This window comes from Synechococcus sp. SYN20 (genome assembly GCF_014279555.1).
Classification (GTDB): domain Bacteria; phylum Cyanobacteriota; class Cyanobacteriia; order PCC-6307; family Cyanobiaceae; genus Synechococcus_C.
Map to the genome: position 1 here is coordinate 1427901 of NZ_CP047959.1, position 22755 is coordinate 1450655.

Genomic DNA, 22755 nt, shown 5'->3' on the forward strand with positions numbered 1-22755 from the left:
CACGTTTTCAACAATCATCGCCTATACATTAGTTTTTCTATAGCGTTAAGGGCATAGAATTTTTAATGCAGCGAGTCGGGTTTGAAGTTCATCCCAGTCAAAACTTCTTGGATCGGCACGTTCTCCACCAAGATCAACATGACGATGGGTGGTAATGGCCGCTGGTGTGAATCCAAAACGATTGATCCAGTCTGTTAAGACAAGTGCAAGAGAGTCGTATTGGGCAGATGAGTATCCGCTATGGATAGATCTGCTGTTGGCTCCATCCCCTGGTGTTTCCAGGCTTAAGTGAAGCGCAAAATTATTAACGGAGCCCCTTATTTTTGGATTGGTTACGGCCCATTCACCTAAAAAAGCTGAATAACCAGCACCGTAGGCGCGATTATGTGGATCAACAAGATCAACAATTTTCCCGTTAAGACCAATCACTGTGTGGTAACTCACTTGGTCTGCATCTCTGGGGTGGGGCGTCAAAAAGGTATTCACAGCCGACTGGAGCGAGTACACCGTTTCATGGAGGACAACAACACGGGGATCCGGATTGAGAGCTGCACCCCAGGGATTAATTCTGAAGCGTTCTCCATAATTTGTTGGATCTGTTGCTACCGATACACGACGATCCTTCAGCGTGCGTTGTTGAGCTTCCAGCCGATTTTTGAGCTTGGAGTCGAACCCAGAACATTGTTTCGATAAGGGTGAAGACCAGGAGATCGCCCTAGGAGGGAGCGGTTGCTTGGTTGGCTCAACATTTTTACGCTCTCGTTTTGCTTCACTGCCCACTTCATCAAGAAGATCGAGGAGAGACGGACCACTCGCTTTCAGTGCACCACTTTGATCATTGCTCAGCCAGGCCAATGCACCCATGCCCAAAACGACAGTGCCGCTACAGAGGATGACCGTTGCACCACGATGCGATACCTGAGACTTCAGTCGCTTCCAGATTTGAGTTAAACGATTGAAAACCATCGATCACGTAAGTCTTTTTGTGATGAGGATGCTCTAGGGTCCCAGCTGATTTCCCATTGCTCAACAATTGGATCGCTTTTCTTCAGGATTGTCGAGCTAAGACGACCACGACGCCCATAAAGAACAGGAATCTGCTCTGGCCCTTGAAGGAGTGCTTGCCAATGATCAAGACCCTTTAGACGCCAATCATGAGCCCCGATCAGTTCGTCCCCTGGGACAAGTCCTGCGTGTTCAGCAGGACCATTTGGACTCACCTTGTTGATGATGAAACGACCTTTTTGTTTGGAAAGTTGTAGTCCTACGTTTGGGTGCTTTGCGTGAATTGCAACCGCTTGCAAGCCAAGAGCGCTCAGGCTTTCGTGAATAGGAGCTGCCATTGTGGTTTCAAGCCAGGTTGGCAAAAGCTCGGCTAGTGCCATGTTGTGGCCTGCCACAGCTTGAATCAAGTCTGTTGGCTCATATCCCTTGCCATAGCGGCCTAAGCGTTGCCAAAGGTCTCGAACAACACAGGAAAGGGCCGATCCTGATTGTCTAAGTTGTACATCAAGGCAAAAAGAAATAACAGTTCCAAGTCGGTAATAGCTAATTTGAGCAACAGAATTTGCGGCTGTTTGTTTATAAAGCCGTAGCCATGCTTCTCTCGAGCTATCAGCTAAAGATTGGATGTTGCATCCAGGATTTAGAAGGACATGGGAAATATCTCTCCCTAAGTCTTCAACAAACGTCTGTCGATCAGATTTATCCGCTAAAAGCGACAGGGTGAGATCAAAATAACTGGTGATTCCTTCTGCAAACCAAAGTCCATCGCTAATTTCTGCCTTGTCGTATCGATAGGGAACGTAGGCGCCTGGTCGGAGTCTACGTACATTCCATTGGTGAAAGTATTCGTGGCCTATGAGCTGTAGGAGCTGTCGATAGCCATCTTTTTTAGTGAGAGCTTCCCAGGAAAACTGAAGCACTGAAGAATGATCATGCTCTAAACCGCCATAACCTTGATCGAGCAGCTGAATCACTAATTGATAACAATCACCAGCCGGTGGTGGGGTACCCATCAGCGTGCAAGCTGCTTCACAGATCGCCTCGATATCGGCTTGAAGGCTGAGAGGCCAACCCATCGGTGGCTCGCCGATTGTTAGCAACTCATGCTGATGCCCACAAACTGTGAACGGACGAGAATCAAAGGGACCGGCGTGTACGGGTGCATCAACGAGATGGTCAAAGTCTTTTGCTTCATAGCCATCGTCAACACGTGGCAGGGGGAGATGTCCTAACCAACCGTTAGGCAAACACAGTTGGAGATGATGCGGATTCCAGCGTTCCCCATCGATCAGCATGACCACCGCGGGGAGGCACAGGGATGCGAAATCTGGATCTAAATGATTGGTACGCACCGTGAGTTGACGCGCTTCCAGCGTGTAGGTCAAGCACACGGGATCGAGGTTCAGGAGCTCGGCTGTCCAGCCCGAGGGCGCTACTCGCTTGCATCTAATCGCGCGACCTGATTGCTGAAGCTGAAGGCTGTGCAGATGCTGCGCGTGATCGCGAACGGTATAAGACCCAGGCGTCCAACTCGGCATCAGCCAGGATTGATGGTGTACTCGAGGTGTCCACTCGAGTTTTACCTTGAGTTGCTGACGTGCAGGCTCGCAGAGATCAATCGAAATCCTCACGCCATCCATCAGCAGATGGCTCGCTCAGCTCCCTGCTGACCTGTTGTTGAAACGGATGGATCCAAGCTGACTTCATCTGCAGAGCGCAGGGCCGACCTCAGGGCATAGGCCCGCAAAATGGTTTTGAGATGCGTTTTGTGTCCTGCAGAATTTCTGGTTTGACCAAGATCCAGCATCAACGCCAACGATCCATCGGCATCCCACCTCCAGCCCATTTGGAGCCCGCTGCTGTCTGTGGCTACCAATTCAGCTGGATAAATATCCTGGCCAAACGCTTTGATCAGGCCTGGACGTTGGACGAGGTAGTGCTCCGCTAACAGAGTTTCCTCAAGAAGCTCGAGGTCTGTGATGACGGTTGGCAGGATGGTCAGATGGGACATGAGCACATGATGCCTGCGCCTTTGAACCTTAGCCACTGTGCTGCGAATTCACTCGATTCAGGTCTCGAGCTGATTTCCCCGTCGATTCAGCAATGGCCACAGTTTGAGCCAGCGTTGCGATTGGGAGTGATGGCTTCTGGCAACGGAAGCAATTTCGAGGCGATTCAAAGCTCGATTTCTGCCAAAGCGCTGCATGCCGACATTCGCCTTTTAGTGGTCAACAACCAAGGCTGTGGAGCTGAACAACGAGCGGAGCGTCTGAATATTCCTTGTGAGTTGTTCGATCATCGTCAGTTTGAGACGAGAGAACGTCTTGATCACGCCCTTGTGAATGCGTTTCTTGAGGCTGATGTGGATCTGATTGTGATGGCTGGATGGATGAGGATTGTGACTCCAGTGCTGATTGAAGCTTTCCCGAACAGATTGCTCAATATCCACCCATCACTTCTACCCAGCTTCAAAGGCCTCGATGCGGTTGGTCAAGCTCTTCAAGCGTCTGTGCGGATCAGTGGTTGCACTGCACATCTTGTCCAGGCGGATGTGGATACCGGCCCCGTCATCGCCCAGGCGGCTGTTCCAGTGCTTCAGGATGACAGTCCAGAGTCCTTGGCCCTGCGTATCCAAGCCCAAGAACATCGCATCTTGCCCTGGGCTATCGCTCTTGCCGGTATGCAATGGCGGCAGACCTTGGCACCTCCTTCCAGCAAAGATCAGGGATAAAAGGGCACGAGAGGTAAACCTGTTTCGCCCGATAGTCCTGCCATCAGGTTGAGGCATTGAATGGCCTGTGCGGCCTGTCCTTTCATCAAGTTGTCAACGGCACTCATCAGGACAAGACGTCCGGTTCGATTGTCGACTTGGACGGATAAAAAGGCCCGGTTGGTGTGTTTAGCCCATTTGGTTGCTGGATAAGTTCCCACCGGCAACACCGTGACACAGGTGTGATGGCGGTAAAAACTTTCTAAAACGGTGGTGCAGTCTTCGGCAGTGAGTCCCGGATCGCGCAATCTGGCATACACGGTTGAGAGCAGCCCGCGCACCATGGGAACCAGATGGGGTGTGAACTGCAACTGGATTCCACATCCGGCAACCTCACTGGCCATCTGCTCAATTTCAGAGGTGTGGCGATGGCCTACAACGCCGTAGGGACTAATGGATTCAGAGGCTTCCGCCAGCAAAAGATGTTCTTTTGCTGCGCGTCCTCCACCGGATGTGCCCGTCTTTGCATCGATAATCACGCCGTCTTGTTCGATTAATCCCTGCTTGAGAAAGGGCAACAAAGGAAGCAAGCTTGCGGTGGGAAAGCAGCCGGGCGCAGCTACCAATCGCGCTGTTGCAATAGCAGAAGCATTCCACTCAGGTAATCCGTATATGGCTTCAGCACAAAGATCGGCATCTGTGCGCTTGCACGAGAGAGCCTCCTGGGCGTAGACGCTCGACCACTGGTCGAGCGAGCGGTAGCGGTAATCAGCGGAGAGATCGACAACGCGAACGCCTCGATCCAGAAGCCCAGGCACCAGGCCACTCGCCAATCCATTGGGGAGGCTGAGTAAGGCCACATCTGCCCGCTCGGCAATTCTTGTGGGCTCAGGACTCTCCACCAGGGGATCATCCGGTAGGGGCAAAAACGGACAGAGCTCGCTCCAACGCTTGCCAGCACTGCGTTCTCCGCCGAGCAGGCTGATCTCAAAACTTGGATGGGACTGCAACAGCCTCAGGCTTTGCAAGCCCCCATAACCGGATGCTCCGATGACCGCAACTCGTTTGATCGCCATGCACTGAGCAGAATGATCGGCTGATCGTACTGGCGTCGATCATGATGAGAGCTTGTTGGATACCTAGAACGCTGAGCCATTCAGCCGCAGCTGCCGAGGACATGGATCCGATCTTTGATTCCATCCCTGATGCCCTAAACGCCATTCGTAATGGCGAGTGCGTTGTTGTCGTCGATGACGAGCGCCGTGAAAACGAAGGAGATTTAATTTGTGCTTCGCAGTTTGCGACGCCAGAGCAGATCAATTTCATGGCCAAAGAGGCCCGTGGCTTGATCTGTCTTGCCATCGAAGGAGATCGTCTTGATGCCCTCGACCTCCCCTTGATGGTTGATCGCAACACCGATGAAAATCAAACAGCTTTCACGGTGAGTATTGATGCCGGCCCTGAGCATGGTGTCTCGACTGGAATTTCAGCAGAAGACCGCTCTCGAACGATTCAGGTTGTGCTTCAGGCCGATGCCAAACCATCCGATTTAAGGCGTCCAGGGCACGTGTTTCCGCTACGAGCCCGTTCTGGAGGGGTGCTCAAACGTGCTGGACATACTGAAGCTGCTGTTGATCTCGCCCAGCTCGCCGGACTCATCCCCTCGGGGGTGATTTGTGAAATACAGAATTCCGATGGGTCGATGGCTCGTCTGCCAGAACTTCAGGACTACGCCAAACAATTTGGCTTACGGCTGATCAGCATTGCTGACCTCATCAGCTACAGGCTTCAGAACGAGCGTTTTGTTCGTCGTCATGCTCAGGCAGTCATGCCTAGTCAGTTCGGACAGTTTCAGGCGATTGGATTTCGCAATGAACTTGATAACAGTGAGCATGTTGCCCTGGTGAAAGGTATTCCCGGGCAACTGCAAGAACCCGTTTTGGTTCGGATGCATTCAGAGTGCCTGACGGGAGATGCATTTGGTTCTCTTCGTTGTGACTGCAGGCCACAACTTGAGGCCGCTTTGTCGCAAATCGAGCAAGAAGGTGAAGGGGTTGTTGTTTATTTACGGCAAGAAGGGCGTGGCATTGGTCTGATCAATAAATTGAAGGCTTACAGCCTTCAAGATGGAGGACTCGACACCGTTGAAGCGAATGAAAAGCTGGGATTTGGAGCAGATCTCCGCAATTACGGAGTGGGGGCTCAGATTCTCGGTGATCTTGGTATTCATCGCCTCAGGCTCTTAACCAATAACCCTCGCAAAATTGCAGGACTCGGGGGGTACGGCTTGGAAGTTGTGAGTCGAATCCCACTCATCATTAATCCAGGCGATCATAATGCTAATTATCTAGCCACAAAAAGAGATAAATTAGGTCATCTATTCAATGAGAATAGCTCTAACGATGTTGTCACTCTAGCCTGGGATTGTGGCGAAGATCTGATCGCGAAGCTCCCAGATCTTTTAAATAGGGCTGAGATGTGGGCTTCAGAATTAAACCTGAGTTTGCAACCAGAACAAACACCAAGACTGCTTGCACTTTGGGAGCGTCCTCAGTTTGTTTGGACTATTTCAGGTGACAATTCCGCAATTGAGCAATTTCTTAAAACTTTGGCGTCTTGGACGGAAACAAAAAGGCTTGGCTTCTTGAAAACGGCGAAAGCAGAACAGCGTCTCCATCCTTCATTGCAACTCAATCGCGAAGACAGAGACTTGGCTTCCTTGTTAATCGACAAAAAAAATGGCTGGACAGACCAAGCTGACCAGCCGATTTTGATTCACTGGTCCTAGCCGATCAATCACTCACTGTGACGCTTTCAATGCGACTGCCATTTTTCAAGGCGAGAACGACATCCATGTCACCGGTTTGTCCAAACACCGTGTGAACACCATCGAGGTGGGGCTGAGCTTCATGAACGATGAAGAACTGGCTTCCGCCCGTGTTCTTACCGGCATGGGCCATTGAAAGAATGCCAGGGGCATGCTTCTTACTATTGATCTCGCAATTAATCGTGTAGCCAGGACCGCCTGTTCCAGGCATTCCTTTTGCGCCTTCACGGCTGTTTGGGCATCCACCCTGAGCCATAAAACCATCGATGACGCGATGGAAGGCAAGACCGTCGTAGAAGCCTTCACGCGCGAGCTTCACAAAATTGGCGACGGTGTTCGGCGCATCTTGATCGAACATTTCCAGCTTGATCTGGCCGGCATCCGTTTTCATCAGGACTGTCGTCAAGGCACCAAAAGCAAAAACTGATCTTAGGCAAGCGAGCAAGATGAGTGTCAATGCGCGCTGTTTTAAGCCATGACCACAGTCCATTCCTCCCTCCAAGACGCTCGAGTTGGTGTGATCGGTGGTAGTGGTTTGTATGCGATCGATGGACTCGAATCTGTTGAAGAAGTCACGTTGGACACGCCATTCGGTGTTCCTTCTGATTGTTTGCGCGTCGGTCAACTCAATGGAGTTGAGGTGGTGTTTCTTGCCCGCCATGGACGCTCACATCACCTGCTCCCAAGCGAAGTTCCCTATCGGGCCAATATCTGGGCCATGAGGTCCTTGGGGGTTCGCTGGCTGATATCGGTTTCAGCCGTTGGATCTCTTCAGGAACATCTTCGCCCCCGCGACATGGTTGTTCCAAACCAGTTCATCGACAGAACGGTGCAGAGGCCTCAATCTTTTTTTGGCGATGGCTGCGTTGCCCACGTCAGCCTTGCTGATCCGTTTTGCGAGCGGTTGAGTGATCTGCTTGCCTCTGCAGCATCGACAGAAATGCCGTCCGGACATCGGCTGCATCGTGGTGGCACCTATCTGTGCATGGAAGGCCCAGCGTTTTCCACAAGAGCGGAAAGCGAGCTGTATCGCCATTGGGGTTGTGATGTGATCGGCATGACGAATCACACGGAAGCCCGTTTAGCGAGAGAGGCCGAAATCGCCTATGCCTCCCTGAGCATGGTGACCGATTTTGATTGTTGGCATCAAGAACATGATGCCGTGACCGTTGAGATGATTATTGGCAACCTCAAAGCCAATGCCACTGCAACGGGGCCAATCCTCTTCGCTCTCATGGAGAAATTAGGCCGTGAACGTCCTTCTTCCCATGCCCATGACGCTCTCAAAGATGCACTAATGACGCCTCCTGATGCTGTTCCTGCGGCTACCAGGCATCGCCTGGATTTATTTACGAGTGCTTATTGGGGACCCGCAACCGCTCCAGTTCAATGAGGCGTTGCATTCAGGGTGATTCCGATCGAACCAAGGGCTAGTCGTAGGTTGCCGTTGTGATCGGACAACAGGGTTTGAGCTTCTGGAAGATCCATGGATCCAGCCGCCATCACTAAGGCTCGTTTGACCGAGCCCTTGGCTTCGTTGAGTAGGGGAAGGCCTTGCTCGCGTGATATGCCAACGAGATCGGTCAAAATTCTCAGTGAGCGGTCGACAAGCTTGCTATTGCTAGCAGCGACATCAACCATGCGGTTGCCATACACCTTTCCCAATTTCACCATCACCCCGGTGGAGAGGATGTTGAGAGCCATTTTGGTAGCGGTTCCCGCCTTCAAACGCGTCGATCCAGTCAGCAGTTCTGGTCCGGTGATCAAGCGGATGTCCAAATGGCAGGGCATGGGTGCTTGTTCTGCGGGAACGCAGGCCATTGCAATAGCCAAGGCCTGTAAATCCACGGCGTATTGGAGTGCACCGCGTACATAGGGCGTGGTGCCTCCAGCGGCAATGCCTACTAAGCAATCCTTTGCGCCGAATTGATGTTCTTTGAGGTCGTCTACGCCTGCTGTCTCAAGATCTTCAAGACCCTCTGAACTGCGTAACAGGGCCGGAGCACCTCCAGCTAAAACACCTTGTACCAGTTCTGGTGGGCTGCAAAAGGTGGGAGGACATTCAGCGGCATCCAAAACACCAAGACGACCCGAGGTTCCTGCCCCTATGTAAAACAGTCTCCCGCCTTTGCTTAATCTCACTGCTACGGCATCAACTGCAGCACTGAGCGCTTCTGAAGCACCTTCAACAGCTAACTGCGGTTTGCGATCTTCATCGATGAACAGCTTCACGAGATCGACTGTGGACAGTATGTCCAAATCGGCACTGCGGGGATTCGATTGCTCTGTTGTGAGGTAGCCCCGATTTTCAGATGGATTCATAGCAAACCTTCCAAGCGACGACGGACGTCATCCAGACCATCACTTGGGCTTGATGGCTGCACGCTATCGAGTGATTGATCCTCGGTTTGCCAATTGCTGACGTCACGATTGGCAGTGGGAGGAGCCAGCATTAAGCGCTCGTCATCTGATTTGGGTACGAAGCCAGTTTCGACGAGTCGCGCTTCATATCCAGCCTCAGTACAGAAGAGTTCCACCTCGTGTTGATCGAGAGCCTCAACAGTCGGAGTGGGGAAATCCTGGGCCTCTAGCAGGCCTGCATACCGTTCGGCATCGTCGCAGTTTTCAAACATCAAAACCACGGTCTGGCCAGAGAGCTCAAGGGAATGAATGCCCTCACTGTCCTGACCGGCGTCGTAAAGAAGGACGTGAACGAGCATGAGATGTTCGAGGTCGCTTTCAGTCTCTCATCGAAAGTCCTTGCTTAGATCCGACCTTGATCCAGACTCAGCTCCTGAAGCCTCTGGTAGAGGGCTTGTTCGTCATCGTTCAGATGGGCAGGAATCACGATGACAACTTCAACCAGCTGATCACCTTGTCGGTCATTCCAAACCAGGCCGCGTTCTCGTAGTCGCAGCAGGCGGCCACTTGATGACCCTGGAGGCACTTGAAGGGTGACGGAACCGGACAGTGTTGGAACATCCACTGCGCATCCAAGGGCCGCATCGGGCGGAAATAGTTCCAAGCGGTACAACACGCGCAATCCATCAATGCGGAGGCCTTCAGCGGTTACAACCTGCAACTGCAAAAAATGATCACGTCCACCAGGTGCGACCCCCTCCAAACGGAGGCGCCAGCCATCCCCTGCGAATGGAGGCGTATCCACCTCGATCACAGTTCCATCGGAGAGCTCCAAATTCACCGCTGTGCCGTGAAGGGCCTGGTCGGGAGTCAAGACAACGGTTGTTTCGAGATTGTCTTGTGAGCGAACAGGAGGTGGAGGTTGGGGAGATGGGGTGGGTCTGCGTTCTGATGGCGAGTCATCGTCCTCGTGGGTGTCTTCAGGGCGATCAGGCTCTGGAGAATGACCAATACCAAGAACGACGGCGAGATACTCCTCGAAATCAGGGAACCCTGAAGCAAACGGGTCTTGGTTAAGACTTCGACCGGTGCGACCGCGCTCCCAGGCGACGCGCCTGTCGTGATCACTGAGGACGGCATAGGCCTCATTGACGAGTTTGAAGCGCTCTTCAGCCTGGCGATCGTTTCCGTTGAGATCGGGGTGCCAGCGCCTTGCTTCACGCCTGAACGCACGTTTCAGTGAATCCCCGTCACTGCCTGGATCGAGACCTAGAAGGGCCCAATAATCGGGCTCAGCGATAGAAGTCATCATCCCAAGGATCGATTCCGCGACGTCCACTTCTCATGCGTTCGTCGGAACGGCTGTTACCCGTGGACCAGGGGTCATCCTCCCAATCATCGTCTGCGAACAGTTCGTCTTTGAGCGTTCCCAGCGTGCTGCGAATGCCCTGAAGAGGACCTGCATCGCTGCTTCGTTCTGCTGAAAGGCGGCGGTTCAAACCGAAGAGAGCTTCTTGAAGGCCGCTTACGCCCATCTCTAATTGCTGAGGATCATCCTGTTCAAGAAGATCCTGGACATCACGCATGGCCATTTCAACAGCTCTTTGCTGCCGTTCGGCACCGTAGGGACCGAGCTCAAGGGCAGCATCACGTAAGCGTCGCTCCGCTTGCGATACCAAGGTGAGGGCTGAATTGCGCCGCTCAATCGCAGCACGGCGGCGGCGGTCTTCATCAGAGCGCGCTTCCGCTTCGGCGAGGAGTGCCTGCAATTCGTCTTCATTGAGATTCGACCCTCCCTGAATCGTGACGGATTGCTTTCGGCCCGTGGTTCGATCTGTCGCACTGACTTGAAGAATCCCGTTGGCGTCGATATCAAAAGCCACCTGAATCTGAGGCACACCACGTGGGGCAGGCGGAATACCTGATAAACGGAAACGGCCTAATGACTTGTTGTCTTGAGCCATTTGACGCTCACCTTGCCAAACGTGAATTTCCACAGACGATTGATTGGCACCGGAAGTGCTGAACACGTCGGATTGACGCACTGGAATCGGGGTATTCCGAGGAATTAACACTTTCATCAGGCCACCCACAGTTTCCAAGCCAAGGGACAGGGGTGTGACGTCATTCAGCAGCAGATCCCTTAGCTCACCAGTGATGATTCCTGCCTGAACGGCTGCACCCACAGCGACAACTTCATCTGGATTAACGGATTGACAGGGGTCATGAGGAATCAACGTCCTCACGAGCTGCATCACCATCGGCATTCTTGTGCTACCACCTACGAGCACAACGTCGTCAATGTCTTCTGCAAGCCAGCCTGAGTCTCGCAATGCAGCCTGAACGGGAGTGAGCAGTCGATCAAGTAAATCAGGACAAAGGCTTTCAAATGTTTTGCGATCGAGGGTGGTCTCGATGTGAAGAGGGCCTTCCTGACCGGTTGCAATAAAAGGAAGGGAGATCGGTGTGGTGGAAACGCCTGAGAGTTCTTGTTTGGCTTTTTCAGCCGCTTCCGTGAGACGTTGAAGCGCTTGACGATCCCTGCGCAGATCAATTTGATGTTGCTGGAGAAAGGCATCAGCAAGCCAATCAACGATGAGTTGATCGAAGTCATTGCCACCTAGTTGGGTATCACCGTTGGTGGACTTCACATCGAAGACACCATTTGCGATCCGAAGGAGCGAGACATCAAAGGTTCCACCACCAAGATCGAACACAAGGACCCGACGAACAGCACTGCGATCAAAGCCATAGGCGAGGGCAGCTGCTGTGGGCTCATTGAGAATCCGCTCAATCGACAAGCCCGCAAGACGTCCCGCGTCTCGAGTGGCCTGACGTTGGGCATCATTGAAGTAAGCCGGAACCGTGAGAACGGCTGCATCGACCGTTTCGCCTAAATAAGTACTGGCGTCATCGACCAGCTTGCGCAGGATGCTCGAGACAAGCTCTTCAGGGGCATATTCCCTTTCGGTTTGCGGACAAGCAACACGAACGTTGCCTTGGTTGTTTGCACGCACCGTGTAAGGAACGGTGAGTGTGTTGTCGTCGAGTTCATCCCAGGCGCGCCCGACAAAACGCTTGAGATTGGAAAACGTGTTGCGAGGGTTGAGGACAAGTTGGCGCCTAGCGGGCTGTCCGACCAGAAGCTCGTCTTCTTTCGTGTAACCAACGACCGATGGAGTTGTCCTCGTTCCTTCCGCGTTGGCAATCACCACCGGTCGACCCGCCTCGAGCACGGCGACGACGGAGTTCGTGGTTCCCAGGTCGATTCCGACGATCCGGCCCATAACCGCGTATTTGGTGCCTCCAAGCTAACGGGCCAAACTCCAATCTCCAAGCTCTTCTGTGCAGGAATCCTGTGGTGTTCTTGCGCTTACATGCAATACAGCAGGCATACGGGTACGGTTCGGCAATCTGTCTGCCTGCAGAGTGACCGAATTCAAGGCTCAATACCTACTTCGAAGCAGACCACCAGCGGAAAAGTTCGTTGATGGCAGTTTCCAGAAATTGGTCGTGGTCATGGCCTCGATGGTTGCGCTGATCCTCATCTCCATCCTTGTGGTTGTGTTTTGGGGATCCTTGGAGTCGATGGGGCGCTATGGACTGAATTTTTTGTTCACGTCCAACTGGAACCCTGTTGATGACGAATACGGTGCCTTCACGGCGATCTATGGAACGCTCGTGACCTCTCTATTGGCACTTGTGATTGCTGTTCCTTTGGGTGTAGGTACTGCAATATTCATTACAGAAAATATTATTCCGCTCAAAGTTAGAAATATCATAGGATTGATGGTGGAGCTGTTGGCGGCTATTCCCTCAGTCGTTTTAGGATTGTGGGCAATCTTTATTTTAGAGCCTCTTATTCGACCATTCCTTATGTTCTTATATGAGGATTTTGGTTGGATTCCTATTTTTAGCACTGAACCTTTGGGTCCCGGAATGGCTCCAGCTATCTTGATTTTGGTTGTGATGATTTTACCGATCATTACTGCCATTGCCCGTGATTCGTTAAACCAAGTTCCGATGAGACTTCGCCAAGCTGCTTATGGCGTTGGGGCAACACGTTGGGGAGCTATTTTGAATGTCATCTTGCCTGCAGCCATATCGGGAATTGTGGGCGGAGTGATGCTTGCCCTCGGAAGAGCAATGGGAGAAACCATGGCTGTCACGATGATTATTGGGAATTCAAATGTATTTAGCTGGTCATTGTTGGCCCCAGGAAATACCATTTCAGCCATGCTAGCCAATCAGTTTGGAGAGGCAGATGTAAGTCAACTCTCCTCCCTTATGTATGCAGCTTTTGTTTTAATGGTCCTGACCTTATTGGTTAATGTTGTTGCGCAGTGGCTTGTGAAACGACTGAGTCTTAAGTATTAATCATGAAATATCATTCACTTGCAAGGTCGGCAGATAACATTCCTGACCTCAGCTATAAAATTTGGGAAAAGCGCAATCTTGTTAGTCGGCTCTTGTCAATATTGGCAGGGGTATTTTCATTCCTATGTGTTTTGCCACTGGTTGCGGTTCTTGCTTATATCTTAATAAAAGGAATGTCAACCTTTAGCTTAGATCTTTTTACTCAACTTCCACCACCTCCAGGTGGGGAAGGTGGTGGTTTCGGCAATGCAATTATTGGCAGTATTGTGGTCACAACAATTGCGACGCTAATTGCGATTCCTATTGGTGTTGGAGGGGGAATTTACTTAGCCGAATACTCCACAGGTCGTGGTTTTTCGCAGTTCATTCGTTTCGGAACCAATGTTCTTGCTGGCGTTCCATCCATCATTGCTGGTGTTTTCGTTTATGGAGTGATTGTTTCTACGCGTATTCTTTTTGGCAATACCTTCAGTGCGATTGCAGGAGGAACAGCTCTCTCGGTGTTGATGCTGCCCACTGTTGTTAAGACAACTGATGAAGGCTTGAAGCTTGTTTCCAACGACCTGAGGCGCGCAGCACTCGGAGTGGGTGCATCGCGTTTCGTGACAGTGAGCCAAATCACTCTTCCTAAGGCTTTTACCCCAATTGCAACTGGTGTGGTGTTGTCAATCGCTAGAGCGGCTGGTGAAACTGCTCCTTTGATTTTTACTGCACTATTTTCCCCGTTTTGGCCAAACGGGATCTTTGATCCCATTGCAACTTTATCGGTCTTAATTTATAATTTTGCTGCCCAGCCTTATGATCTTCAAAATCAGCTCGCTTGGTCAGCATCCTTCATTCTTGTCGTATTCATATTAGCTCTTAATCTGCTTGCTCGCTGGCTTGGCCGATTTGCTAGCAAATGATCATCACCTTCAAAGGTGTAAATCCCCATTCTTGCCGCCACTGATTTTCTCCAGTCATGACAGCTACATCAACCGCTGAATCAGTTCCATCTAATTTAGATATTTGCCTATCTATTCAAAATGCAACCATTAGCTATGGAGGTTTTGAGGCGTTAAAAAATGTTTTTTGTGACATCCCAAGAGGGCAGGTCACAGCTTTTATTGGGCCTTCAGGTTGTGGCAAGTCCACAATTTTACGAGCCATTAATAGGATGAATGATCTTATTGAGGGATGTTTTCTTAAGGGAAGAATTCTTTTTGATGGTGCTGATTTATATGCTCCTGATGTTGATCCAGTTGAAGTTCGCCGTCGTATAGGAATGGTTTTTCAGCAACCTAATCCTTTTCCGAAGAGCATTTATGAAAATATCGCCTTTGGTGCACGTATTAATGGCTATAACGGCGATATGGATGAATTAGTGGAGCGGTCACTGCGTCAGGCAGCTGTGTGGGATGAATGCAAAGACAAGCTCAAAGAGAGTGGAAACTCACTTTCAGGTGGTCAACAGCAGCGCCTTTGCATTGCACGCACCATTGCCATTGAGCCTGAAGTGATTTTGATGGATGAACCCTGTTCTGCACTTGATCCCATCTCCACCTTGAAGATCGAAGAAACCATCCATGAGCTGAAGAAGAGTTTCACAATCGTGATTGTGACTCATAACATGCAGCAGGCCGTACGTGTGAGTGATATGACAGCTTTCTTTAATGCGGAAGCTGTTGAAGGGGGGTCAGGAAAAGTTGGTTACCTCGTTGAATTCAATGAGACCGACAAAATTTTTAATGCGCCATCTCAACAGGCCACCCGGGATTACGTTTCAGGCCGCTTTGGATAATTAAACAACCTGTTTGAACAGATCATTCTGCAGTTACTCCTTAAAACTTAATGCCTTGAGCCTGATTCCATCTAAGTTTTTTGTGTAGAAATTTGTGCGTGTTATTCGTATTAATTGCTCGACTAAAACTGACTCTATGTTTATTTTAGGCTCCTATCACTTTGTCGGTAAATACTTTCCAATAAAAAACCCCTTGTGATCCAGGGGTTTGAGGGTTAGCTAACGGAGAGGGAGGGATTCGAACCCTCGATAGAGTTGCCCCTATACAGCATTTCCAGTGCTGCGCCTTCGACCACTCGGCCACCTCTCCAGTGGCTGAAGTGAGAATGTAGCAGGGCGTTTCCTGAGGACCTGATTTGAGACCAAGTCACACCGTCACAATTCATTGGCCCAAAGCTGGACGAACGATCACCCATCAAGTCCCCGAGGGGGAGTACATCCTCCAGAGCTTTGAGCAGCAGGGCGACCCGCTGCCTTTCTCTTGCCGTAACGGTTGCTGTACGTCCTGCGCAGTGAGAGTTCAACGGGGACAGCTCGATCAGGCTGAGGCCATGGGACTCTCAAGAGAGCTCAGACAACAGGGTTACGGATTGCTTTGTGTTGCAAGAGCTATCGGTCCTCTCGAAGCGGTGACGCAAGATGAGGATGAGGTTTATGAACTGCAGTTCGGACGACATTTCGGACGTGGTCAGGTGCGTCCTGGCCTTCCTTTGGATGAGGAATGATGACTTCAGCACTTGATTGCCGGAAAGTTGCCTTTGATGCTGCCCTCGACGCATCAAGCCAGAAACAGCTTGCTGAGGTAGCCAAAACGGCTTCAAACCTTGGAGCTGCCGTGCTCATGCAGCATTACGGCCGCCTCAGCAGCATCGAAAGTAAGGGTCGCATAGGCGACTTGGTCACCAACGCCGATCTTGCCGCTGAAAAAGTCGTTCTCGCGTATCTGAGAGAACAGACTCCGGCCATTGCAATTCTTGCCGAAGAAACCGGGTCCAGTGGGACACCAGGCGCTCTTTGCTGGTGCGTGGATCCTCTCGACGGAACGACGAATTTTGCCCACGGTTATCCCTTTTTTGCCACATCCGTTGGTTTGATCTGGAAGGGGCAACCACTGTTGGGTTCAGTGTCAGTGCCATTCCTAAACGAGACCTATTGGTGTTCTCCCAACCAAGGGAGCTTTGTCAACGACAACCCGATTCACGTCAGTGACTGCAGCAGCTTGCAAGACAGCCTTCTTGTGACGGGATTTGCATACGACAGGCACGAGCTTATCGATAACAACTACGCCGAGTTTTGTTGGTTAACCCATCGTTGTCGTGGTGTTCGTCGCGGTGGGGCCGCCGCCGTTGATCTTGCTTTTGTGGCCACAGGGCGACTGGACGGTTACTGGGAGCGTGGTTTGGCACCTTGGGATCTTGCCGCAGGCGCTGCATTGGTGGCTTGTGCTGGTGGTTCCGTTGGTGACTACAAAAACTCTGCGTTTGATGTGGTGAATGGAAGAATTCTTGCGACTTCACCAGGACTTCACCTCCCACTGAAGCAAGAGCTTGCTTGCGTGACCGCCTTCCCACCCAAGCTTTATGGAGCTTGAGGTTCGGCAGTCATAGGATCGTTGTTCGTGTTTTGTTGACTAGCTGGATGGCCCTGCAACCCGCCACGGGCGCTCGAGATCTGAATCCGAAGCAAGTCCAACAAAATCAGCATCTAAGGGAGCAGCTGGCGACGGTGTATCGCCACTGGGGATACGACGAGGTTTCTCCACCACAGGTGGAACGGCTCGACACACTCATGGCCGGTGGTGCCATTGCAAGCCATGACGTGGTTCGACTTGTGGCCGATGACCCGCTGGGTCTTCGGCCAGAGATGACAGCCTCGATTGCTAGAGCAGCCTGCACAAGACTGAAGGATCGACCTAGGCCGCTGCGCCTTTGTGCTTGCGGAACCATTTTCGAAAGCCGTGCGGCAGAAGAGGGGGGGCTGTGCATCGAAGAAAAACTGCACAGCGGTGTTGAGCTCTTTGGCGTGAAAGATCTAGCAGCAGAACTTGAACTTTTGACCCTCCTCATAGAGGCAATGAGTGCTCTCTCGCTGCTGGAAGAGCATCAGCCCCAACTCTTGATAGGCCATACCGCGTTGATGGAATTGGTGTTGGCACCATTTGAGCAACCAAAACGGGATGACATCCGCAACTGCTTAATTCAGTACGACCGGCTTGGACTTGAAGCGATGGATCTTGAAGCGACGGATCTTGCGCGACTCGTGATGCTTTTGGACTGTCGTGGTACACCCGCGACCATTCTTGATCGATTGGCAGAAAGCTTTGGCTCACAACCTGTTCTGCATGAATTAAAGCGATTATTTGTGCATCTCAGTCCCCTTGCTCAACAACAATCGCTGACACTGCAATTGGATCCAACCTTTCACCCTCATCATGAGTTGTATGACGGCTTGGTCTTTCAGCTCGTTTGTCAGGGGGTTTCAGCTCCGGTGGTCATTGCCCGTGGAGGGCGATATGACGGACTAGTAGAGCGATGCGGAGAGAGCGAAGCAAATGCTGGGGGTGTGGGATTTAGTTTTTGCCTGGATGATATTCGTGATCTACCTGGCTCGAGTTCCGAGAATCCCAAACTAGAATCCACAGTCTTAATCTGCTGGAGCGATCACTCAAGTCTTGAAAAAGCACTCTTGAAACAGACGAGCTGGCATGCACAAGGACAAGTCGCTCAATGTGATCTCAAGCCTTGTTCCAATCGCGAAGAAGCTGAACAGCGTCTCAAGACTTCTGGTTGTAACACCATCGACTGGCTCTCTGACTAGATTGATGGCGAGAGTTACCAACATCTATGGCACACACCATTGTCACCGACATCTGCGAGGGCGTGGCTGACTGTGTTGATGCTTGTCCCGTTGCCTGTATCAATCCAGGGAATGGCAAAAACAAAAAAGGAACGGACTTTTATTGGATTGACTTCGATACCTGTATTGATTGTGGTATTTGTCTCCAAGTTTGCCCCGTGGCTAATGCAATCCTTCCAGAAGAGAGGGCAGATCTACAATTACCTGGCTGATAGCTAATCACTTATATTCATCAATAGATTAGTGGGTTGCAGGCTTTCAACATACTTGTTATCTTTAATCATAGCCAACTAACAATCAATTTTTGCACTCAGAAGATTTAACGGGTTATTCATATTATTTAGAAGAAGATTCTATGCGACGATCCCTCGTCTGATGAATGTTTGTGCGTCCAAATGAACACAGTGTTTGATCGGAGGTTCGGAGAACCCCCTCAATAGGCTGTTGTGTTCTCATGGGTTCTATCTCTAAGATTCGGTTTTTAAAGTTGTTGTCATGGCGGTGTTGGACGAGCAGGGTCAAATTCAGATCCACACCGAAAACATCTTCCCGATTATCAAGAAGGCTGTTTACTCCGGCCACGAGGTATTCCTGCGTGAGCTTGTTAGCAATGGCGTTGATGCCATCAACAAGCGTCGAATGGCCGCAATGGCTGGTGACTGTAGTGAGGGAGAAAACGGCACTATCAAAATTAACGTCGATCGAGAGGCTAAAACTCTGACCATTTCCGATAACGGAATTGGTATGACGGCAGATGAAGTAAAGCGCTATATCAATCAGGTTGCATTTTCGAGCGCTGAAGACTTTCTTGAGAAATATAAGCAAGAAGATGATGCCATTATCGGACATTTTGGTTTAGGTTTTTATTCGAGCTTCATGGTGGCGGAGCGCGTTGAATTGCTTACCCAATCTGCCAAACCCGACCATGAGGCCGTTCGTTGGTCCTGCGACGGGTCTCCCAATTTCAATCTCACAGGTGCAGAACGCTCAGGTGCAGGAACCGATGTGATTCTGCATCTTATGGAAGAGGAATTGGAATATATAGAACCTGCAAGGATTAGGACACTCATCAATACGTACTGCGATTTTATGTCAGTACCTGTTCAGCTTGAAGGGGAAACAGTTAACAAAATGGTCGCTCCATGGCGTAAGAATTCTCGAGAACTTTCGGATCAAGATTATATTGATCTTTATAATTATCTCTATCCATTTCAAGGCGACCCCTTGCTTTGGGTGCACCTAAATACTGATTATCCATATAACCTACAAGGAATTCTCTTTTTTCCCAAGCAAACCGGTAGGGCAGATTGGGAGAAAGGAGAAATTAAGCTCTATTGCAATCAAGTGTTTGTGAGCGATTCTATTAAGGAAGTTGTTCCACGTTATCTTCTACCATTAAGGGGAGTGATTGATTCTCCAGATATCCCATTAAATGTAAGCAGAAGTGCACTGCAGACGGATCGACGTGTGCGCTCTATTGGTAATTTCGTTGCCAAAAAAGTCTCTGACCGTCTTCGTAGTCTTAAAAAAGAAGATCCGCAAGCCTATGCAGAAGCTTGGGAGTCTCTTGCGCCTTTCGTAAAAATTGGAGCTATTGAAGATGATAAATTTGCTGAACAGGTAGAAGAACTGGTGATGTTCGCTACCAATGCTTCAATCTCCACTGACGATACATCTGATCCAATTGGAGGTAACGAGCGCAACTTCACCACACTTGATGGGTATCGCGGAAGGCTTCCTAAGGATGAAAAAATAATTTTGTATTGCACCGACGAAATATCACAATCTGCAGCGCTCAACCTATGGACTTCTCAAGAGCGTGAAGTGTTGTTCGCCGATACGGTGATTGATAGTCAATTCCTCCCCTGGCTTGAATCACGACATGAAGAATTGAAATTTCAGCGTGTTGATGCTGAATTGGATGCATCACTCAAGGAAGAAACACCCGAATTGAGTGATGGTGATGGGGAAACGAAGAGTGAAAGTTTACGCAAATTGATTAAAGATGCATTGTCCAACGATAAAGTCACCATTCAGGTTCAAGCGCTCAAATCTGGATCAAACGGGCCTGCCGCTCTGATTTTGCTTCCAGAACAAATGCGTCGTATGAACGATATTGGCGCATTAATGGATCAACGACTGCCGGGTTTACCCGATTACCACGTGTTGTTGGTCAATCAAAAGCACCCCCTTGTGGAGGGTCTGCTCAGACTTCAATCCGGGGGTGTCATTGTTGGTAATGCGGGGCAATCACCAAGCGAAATGCTTGCACGTGACCTTGCTCAACATCTTTATGACACTGCAAAGCTGTCAGTGGGAGGTTTGGATCCCAAGGAGCTTGCAAACTTCCAAAACAAAAATTTGAAGCTGATGTCGCAATTGATGGAACGAGGTTTCTAAGCAGACACTTTGCTAAACTATTGATTCGGCCATTGGCCACCGCTTTCTTAAGGACGCCGTTATGTCACGGGTGTGTCAGCTCACAGGTACTCGCGCCAACAACGGCATGGCTGTGAGTCACTCGCATATACGCACAAAGAAGCTGCAGCAGGCCAATCTGCAGCAGCGTCGTCTTTGGTGGGCTGAGGGAAAGCGTTGGATCAACATCCGCATCACGACACGTGCGCTTAAGACCATCCAGAAGAAAGGGTTGGGTGCCTACGCACGTTCACTGGGCGTTGATCTCGGAAAGCTCTGAAGCCTCACTAGAATTTCGAAATCAATAAAGGTTTCATGAAAAGACGATCCCTTCTCCAGACAGCAATGCTTGGAGCAGGGATTTTTTTATTGGCACCCGCTCGTGTAAGGGCTTTAGGTGGTACGTCTCCCGAAATCGGAATCAAAGCTCCTGATTTCGATCTTTTGGGTTTCAGTAGTGTCAATCCAGATCAAAACCACTGGAGTTTGACAAACCTTCAAGGACGTTGGCTTGTCGTTTATTTTTATCCGAGAGATTTTACCTCTGGTTGCACCATCGAAGCCCATGGCTTTCAGAAAGCATTGCCAGAGTTCAAAAAGCAAGGAGCAGAGGTTGTTGCTATCAGTGCTGACTCAGTAAGCGACCATGAATCCTTTTGTAGTTCTGAGGAGCTGAAGTTCCCTTTACTTTCAGATCCTGATGGTGTTGTAAGCAAGGCTTACGGCTCTTGGATGGCGCCATACTCGATGCGCCATACATTCCTTATCGATCCACAGTCTGTGCTTCAAGCTGCTTGGACAGGAGTTCGACCAGTTGGCCATGCCAACGAGGTGCTCAGCCGTCTCAAGGAGTTACAAACCGGGTAAGTCCTCTGCGCGTGTTAGAGATGGGATGTTGACCATGGCTCGGCAGAGCTAGTAAAGAGAGGTGAAGCATGGCGGTTACAAAGGGACAAAGTCCTTTCATTCTTCTGTACCATCGCACGCCATTTGATGAAGGGAAAGATGAAAAGGGCAACAGAATTTGGTGTGATCAGAAAAGTCCAAACGGAATAATCCCAACGCTTAGAAATTTATTTCGTACGCGAAAAAATGGGACATGGATTGCTTGGAGAAAAGTAGACAATGTTGAGGATTCAGCTGATGAAAGTATCGCGATGTCTGATCCGAAACCATTTACATTGTGCAGAATTCCGTTAGAAGATAATCAGATATCGAGTTTTTATCATGTCACATCAAAAGAATCTTTTTGGCCCATACTTCATACCTTTCCAACCCATTTTAATGTTAATAACGCTGACTGGGGAATCTTTGAAGAAGTTAATCTACGTTTTGCTAAAGCTGCTTGTCATCAAGCCGCAGATTCAGCAACTGTATGGGTTCATGACTACAATTTGTGGCTTGTTCCTGGTTATATCAGAGAATTAAGGCCTGACCTAAAGATTGCATTTTTCCATCACACACCATTCCCTGGAAATGATGTCTTTGCGATTTTACCTTGGCGTGAACAGATTCTTGAAAGCCTCCTTAGTTGCGATGTAGTGGGGTTTCATATTCCGCGTTATACCGAAAACTTTGCGCGAGCTGCCAATTGTTTATTAGGTGCAAAGAAAGGATCCAAGATACCTGTCAATTCAAGATTCGCTCCAACCGGTTCCGCTTTAACAGAGCCATCTGAAACTCCTTATTTACATTACAAGGGACGAAAGATACAGCTCTTGTCATCTCCTGTTGGGACATCACCCGATGTAATCCAAGAGCTTGCAGCACGTGCTGATGTTCAAGAATTAGCCGATCAGATAGATGATGACACCAAGAAGGGTAGAAAACTCATCCTTTCTGCTAGCCGTGTTGATTACACCAAGGGCAATGAAGAGCTCTTGCTTGCCTTTGAACGGCTACTTGAGCATCGACCTGATTGGCATGGAAAAGTAGTTCTTATGCTTGCTTGTGTTGCCGCTGCAAGTGGCATGAAAATCTACGAAGAAACACAACGCACCATTGAAGAAACCGCAGGTCGAATTAACGGACGATTTAGTTTGATTGATTGGGTTCCTATTCGTTTTTCTACACGACGCATACCTTATGAAGAAATGGTTGCTTGGTTTACTCGTTCGGACATCTGTTGGATTACACCACTGCGCGATGGATTGAACTTAGTGGCGAAGGAATATGCAGCAGCTCGTAAGGATCGAGGTGGTGTACTAGTTCTCTCTGAGTTTACTGGTGCTTCTGTTGTTCTTGATGGAGCAATCTTGACCAACCCTTATTCACATCGACAGATGGATGAGGCCATTGAACGTGCATTGGAGATGCCGGAAGATGAACAACTTAAAAGAATGAGTAGAATGAGTAGTGCTGTTGAAAGCTTTACCGTGAGTGATTGGGTAAGCGAACAAATGGACGCATTAGAAGCATGAA

Annotated in this window: 23 protein-coding genes and 1 tRNA gene; 14 read left to right on the forward strand and 10 right to left on the reverse strand. The window is 50.0% G+C overall.

Annotated features, from left to right (window positions below; all coding sequences use genetic code 11):
• Positions 1-45: 45 nt before the first annotated feature.
• Genes SynSYN20_RS07430 through SynSYN20_RS07440 form a run of 3 tightly spaced genes read right to left on the reverse strand, consistent with a single transcriptional unit; the run spans position 46 to position 3016 of the window.
• The gene (locus tag SynSYN20_RS07430; RefSeq protein ID WP_186522670.1) at positions 46-966 is read right to left on the reverse strand and encodes an N-acetylmuramoyl-L-alanine amidase; all 921 of its coding nucleotides are present in this window, start codon (positions 964-966) and stop codon (positions 46-48) included.
• The gene (locus SynSYN20_RS07435; RefSeq protein WP_186522672.1) at positions 948-2645 is read right to left on the reverse strand and encodes a PDZ domain-containing protein; all 1698 of its coding nucleotides are present in this window, start codon (positions 2643-2645) and stop codon (positions 948-950) included. Before SynSYN20_RS07435 ends, SynSYN20_RS07430 begins: the two co-directional genes overlap by 19 nt.
• Complete coding sequence (locus SynSYN20_RS07440) at positions 2645-3016, reverse strand: DUF1257 domain-containing protein (protein WP_186522674.1); 372 nt, start codon at positions 3014-3016, stop codon at positions 2645-2647. The genes SynSYN20_RS07435 and SynSYN20_RS07440 overlap by 1 nt, the downstream gene beginning before the upstream one ends.
• Before the next feature lie 9 nt (positions 3017-3025).
• On the opposite strand from SynSYN20_RS07440, the gene purN reads away from it, so the two are divergent.
• Complete coding sequence (gene purN, locus SynSYN20_RS07445; protein WP_186525517.1) at positions 3026-3736, forward strand: phosphoribosylglycinamide formyltransferase; 711 nt, start codon at positions 3026-3028, stop codon at positions 3734-3736.
• Here the strand turns inward: purN and argC are convergent.
• The gene (gene argC, locus SynSYN20_RS07450) at positions 3727-4791 is read right to left on the reverse strand and encodes an N-acetyl-gamma-glutamyl-phosphate reductase (protein WP_186522676.1); all 1065 of its coding nucleotides are present in this window, start codon (positions 4789-4791) and stop codon (positions 3727-3729) included. The two genes, purN and argC, sit on opposite strands and share 10 nt — an antisense overlap.
• Before the next feature lie 101 nt (positions 4792-4892).
• On the opposite strand from argC, the gene ribBA reads away from it, so the two are divergent.
• Positions 4893-6503 (forward strand): bifunctional 3,4-dihydroxy-2-butanone-4-phosphate synthase/GTP cyclohydrolase II, encoded by a 1611-nt coding sequence (ribBA, locus tag SynSYN20_RS07455; protein ID WP_186522677.1) that lies wholly within the window; start codon positions 4893-4895, stop codon positions 6501-6503.
• 4 nt (positions 6504-6507) lie between these two features.
• On the opposite strand, the gene SynSYN20_RS07460 is transcribed toward ribBA, so the two are convergent.
• Positions 6508-6933 (reverse strand): peptidylprolyl isomerase, encoded by a 426-nt coding sequence (locus tag SynSYN20_RS07460; RefSeq protein ID WP_186525518.1) that lies wholly within the window; start codon positions 6931-6933, stop codon positions 6508-6510.
• Positions 6934-7017: 84 nt separating this feature from the next.
• Here SynSYN20_RS07460 and mtnP point away from each other — a divergent pair, with 84 nt between their 5' ends.
• Positions 7018-7935 (forward strand): S-methyl-5'-thioadenosine phosphorylase, encoded by a 918-nt coding sequence (gene mtnP / locus SynSYN20_RS07465; protein WP_186522679.1) that lies wholly within the window; start codon positions 7018-7020, stop codon positions 7933-7935.
• Here the strand turns inward: mtnP and murQ are convergent.
• Genes murQ through dnaK form a run of 4 tightly spaced genes read right to left on the reverse strand, consistent with a single transcriptional unit; the run spans position 7929 to position 12190 of the window.
• Positions 7929-8864 carry an N-acetylmuramic acid 6-phosphate etherase gene (murQ, locus tag SynSYN20_RS07470; protein WP_186522681.1) on the reverse strand — a complete coding sequence of 312 codons (936 nt, stop codon included), beginning with the start codon at positions 8862-8864 and terminating at the stop codon, positions 7929-7931. The genes mtnP and murQ overlap by 7 nt on opposite strands.
• Positions 8861-9262, reverse strand: a complete 402-nt coding sequence (locus SynSYN20_RS07475) for a DUF3110 domain-containing protein (RefSeq protein WP_186522683.1) — start codon at positions 9260-9262, stop codon at positions 8861-8863. Before SynSYN20_RS07475 ends, murQ begins: the two co-directional genes overlap by 4 nt.
• Positions 9263-9306: 44 nt before the next feature.
• Entirely contained in the window at positions 9307-10212 is a 906-nt protein-coding gene (locus SynSYN20_RS07480) for a DnaJ C-terminal domain-containing protein (RefSeq protein WP_186522685.1), read from the reverse strand.
• Positions 10196-12190: a molecular chaperone DnaK gene (dnaK, locus tag SynSYN20_RS07485; RefSeq protein WP_186522687.1), complete on the reverse strand. Its 1995-nt coding sequence runs from the start codon at positions 12188-12190 to the stop codon at positions 10196-10198. Before dnaK ends, SynSYN20_RS07480 begins: the two co-directional genes overlap by 17 nt.
• Before the next feature lie 142 nt (positions 12191-12332).
• On the opposite strand from dnaK, the gene pstC reads away from it, so the two are divergent.
• Genes pstC through pstB form a run of 3 tightly spaced genes read left to right on the forward strand, consistent with a single transcriptional unit; the run spans position 12333 to position 15060 of the window.
• A complete protein-coding gene (gene pstC, locus SynSYN20_RS07490; protein ID WP_186522689.1) occupies positions 12333-13280 on the forward strand; it encodes a phosphate ABC transporter permease subunit PstC in 948 nt (315 codons plus the stop codon).
• A 2-nt stretch (positions 13281-13282) separates the two neighbouring features.
• A complete protein-coding gene (gene pstA / locus SynSYN20_RS07495; RefSeq protein ID WP_186522691.1) occupies positions 13283-14185 on the forward strand; it encodes a phosphate ABC transporter permease PstA in 903 nt (300 codons plus the stop codon).
• Positions 14186-14241: 56 nt separating this feature from the next.
• Positions 14242-15060: a phosphate ABC transporter ATP-binding protein PstB gene (gene pstB / locus SynSYN20_RS07500; RefSeq protein WP_186522693.1), complete on the forward strand. Its 819-nt coding sequence runs from the start codon at positions 14242-14244 to the stop codon at positions 15058-15060.
• 223 nt (positions 15061-15283) lie between these two features.
• On the opposite strand, the gene SynSYN20_RS07505 is transcribed toward pstB, so the two are convergent.
• A tRNA-Ser gene (locus SynSYN20_RS07505) sits at positions 15284-15370 on the reverse strand.
• Between the two features lie 46 nt (positions 15371-15416).
• Between SynSYN20_RS07505 and SynSYN20_RS07510 the strand changes: the two genes are divergently transcribed.
• The 8 genes from SynSYN20_RS07510 to ggpS all read left to right on the forward strand — a co-directional run bounded on the left by SynSYN20_RS07510 (position 15417) and on the right by ggpS (position 22754).
• Complete coding sequence (locus SynSYN20_RS07510; RefSeq protein WP_186522695.1) at positions 15417-15785, forward strand: 2Fe-2S iron-sulfur cluster-binding protein; 369 nt, start codon at positions 15417-15419, stop codon at positions 15783-15785.
• A complete protein-coding gene (locus SynSYN20_RS07515) occupies positions 15785-16651 on the forward strand; it encodes an inositol monophosphatase family protein (RefSeq protein WP_186522697.1) in 867 nt (288 codons plus the stop codon). The genes SynSYN20_RS07510 and SynSYN20_RS07515 overlap by 1 nt, the downstream gene beginning before the upstream one ends.
• 47 nt (positions 16652-16698) lie before the next feature.
• Positions 16699-17877 carry an ATP phosphoribosyltransferase regulatory subunit gene (locus SynSYN20_RS07520; protein WP_186522698.1) on the forward strand — a complete coding sequence of 393 codons (1179 nt, stop codon included), beginning with the start codon at positions 16699-16701 and terminating at the stop codon, positions 17875-17877.
• Positions 17878-17903: 26 nt separating this feature from the next.
• Positions 17904-18128 (forward strand): ferredoxin family protein, encoded by a 225-nt coding sequence (locus SynSYN20_RS07525; protein WP_186522699.1) that lies wholly within the window; start codon positions 17904-17906, stop codon positions 18126-18128.
• Between the two features lie 283 nt (positions 18129-18411).
• Positions 18412-20316 carry a molecular chaperone HtpG gene (htpG, locus tag SynSYN20_RS07530; RefSeq protein WP_186522700.1) on the forward strand — a complete coding sequence of 635 codons (1905 nt, stop codon included), beginning with the start codon at positions 18412-18414 and terminating at the stop codon, positions 20314-20316.
• Positions 20317-20377: 61 nt separating this feature from the next.
• A complete protein-coding gene (gene rpmB / locus SynSYN20_RS07535; protein ID WP_186522701.1) occupies positions 20378-20614 on the forward strand; it encodes a 50S ribosomal protein L28 in 237 nt (78 codons plus the stop codon).
• A 35-nt stretch (positions 20615-20649) separates the two neighbouring features.
• Positions 20650-21201 carry a peroxiredoxin gene (locus tag SynSYN20_RS07540; RefSeq protein WP_186522702.1) on the forward strand — a complete coding sequence of 184 codons (552 nt, stop codon included), beginning with the start codon at positions 20650-20652 and terminating at the stop codon, positions 21199-21201.
• Positions 21202-21269: 68 nt separating this feature from the next.
• Positions 21270-22754: a glucosylglycerol-phosphate synthase gene (gene ggpS, locus SynSYN20_RS07545; RefSeq protein ID WP_186522703.1), complete on the forward strand. Its 1485-nt coding sequence runs from the start codon at positions 21270-21272 to the stop codon at positions 22752-22754.
• Position 22755: the final 1 nt, after the last annotated feature.

Coding starts and splice junctions, on each gene's coding strand:
- SynSYN20_RS07515 (WP_186522697.1), top strand. CDS start 15,785: ATGACTTCAGCACTTGATTGCCGGAAAGTTGCCTTTGATGCTGCCCTC.
- SynSYN20_RS07460 (WP_186525518.1), bottom strand. CDS start 6,933: ATGAAAACGGATGCCGGCCAGATCAAGCTGGAAATGTTCGATCAAGAT.
- SynSYN20_RS07480 (WP_186522685.1), bottom strand. CDS start 10,212: ATGACTTCTATCGCTGAGCCCGATTATTGGGCCCTTCTAGGTCTCGAT.
- SynSYN20_RS07430 (WP_186522670.1), bottom strand. CDS start 966: ATGGTTTTCAATCGTTTAACTCAAATCTGGAAGCGACTGAAGTCTCAG.
- mtnP (WP_186522679.1), top strand. CDS start 7,018: ATGACCACAGTCCATTCCTCCCTCCAAGACGCTCGAGTTGGTGTGATC.
- pstA (WP_186522691.1), top strand. CDS start 13,283: ATGAAATATCATTCACTTGCAAGGTCGGCAGATAACATTCCTGACCTC.
- SynSYN20_RS07540 (WP_186522702.1), top strand. CDS start 20,650: ATGAAAAGACGATCCCTTCTCCAGACAGCAATGCTTGGAGCAGGGATT.
- dnaK (WP_186522687.1), bottom strand. CDS start 12,190: ATGGGCCGGATCGTCGGAATCGACCTGGGAACCACGAACTCCGTCGTC.
- SynSYN20_RS07520 (WP_186522698.1), top strand. CDS start 16,699: ATGGCCCTGCAACCCGCCACGGGCGCTCGAGATCTGAATCCGAAGCAA.
- ggpS (WP_186522703.1), top strand. CDS start 21,270: ATGGCGGTTACAAAGGGACAAAGTCCTTTCATTCTTCTGTACCATCGC.
- ribBA (WP_186522677.1), top strand. CDS start 4,893: ATGGATCCGATCTTTGATTCCATCCCTGATGCCCTAAACGCCATTCGT.
- rpmB (WP_186522701.1), top strand. CDS start 20,378: ATGTCACGGGTGTGTCAGCTCACAGGTACTCGCGCCAACAACGGCATG.
- murQ (WP_186522681.1), bottom strand. CDS start 8,864: ATGAATCCATCTGAAAATCGGGGCTACCTCACAACAGAGCAATCGAAT.
- SynSYN20_RS07440 (WP_186522674.1), bottom strand. CDS start 3,016: ATGTCCCATCTGACCATCCTGCCAACCGTCATCACAGACCTCGAGCTT.
- SynSYN20_RS07525 (WP_186522699.1), top strand. CDS start 17,904: ATGGCACACACCATTGTCACCGACATCTGCGAGGGCGTGGCTGACTGT.
- pstB (WP_186522693.1), top strand. CDS start 14,242: ATGACAGCTACATCAACCGCTGAATCAGTTCCATCTAATTTAGATATT.
- purN (WP_186525517.1), top strand. CDS start 3,026: ATGCCTGCGCCTTTGAACCTTAGCCACTGTGCTGCGAATTCACTCGAT.
- htpG (WP_186522700.1), top strand. CDS start 18,412: ATGGCGGTGTTGGACGAGCAGGGTCAAATTCAGATCCACACCGAAAAC.
- SynSYN20_RS07475 (WP_186522683.1), bottom strand. CDS start 9,262: ATGCTCGTTCACGTCCTTCTTTACGACGCCGGTCAGGACAGTGAGGGC.
- SynSYN20_RS07435 (WP_186522672.1), bottom strand. CDS start 2,645: ATGGATGGCGTGAGGATTTCGATTGATCTCTGCGAGCCTGCACGTCAG.
- argC (WP_186522676.1), bottom strand. CDS start 4,791: ATGGCGATCAAACGAGTTGCGGTCATCGGAGCATCCGGTTATGGGGGC.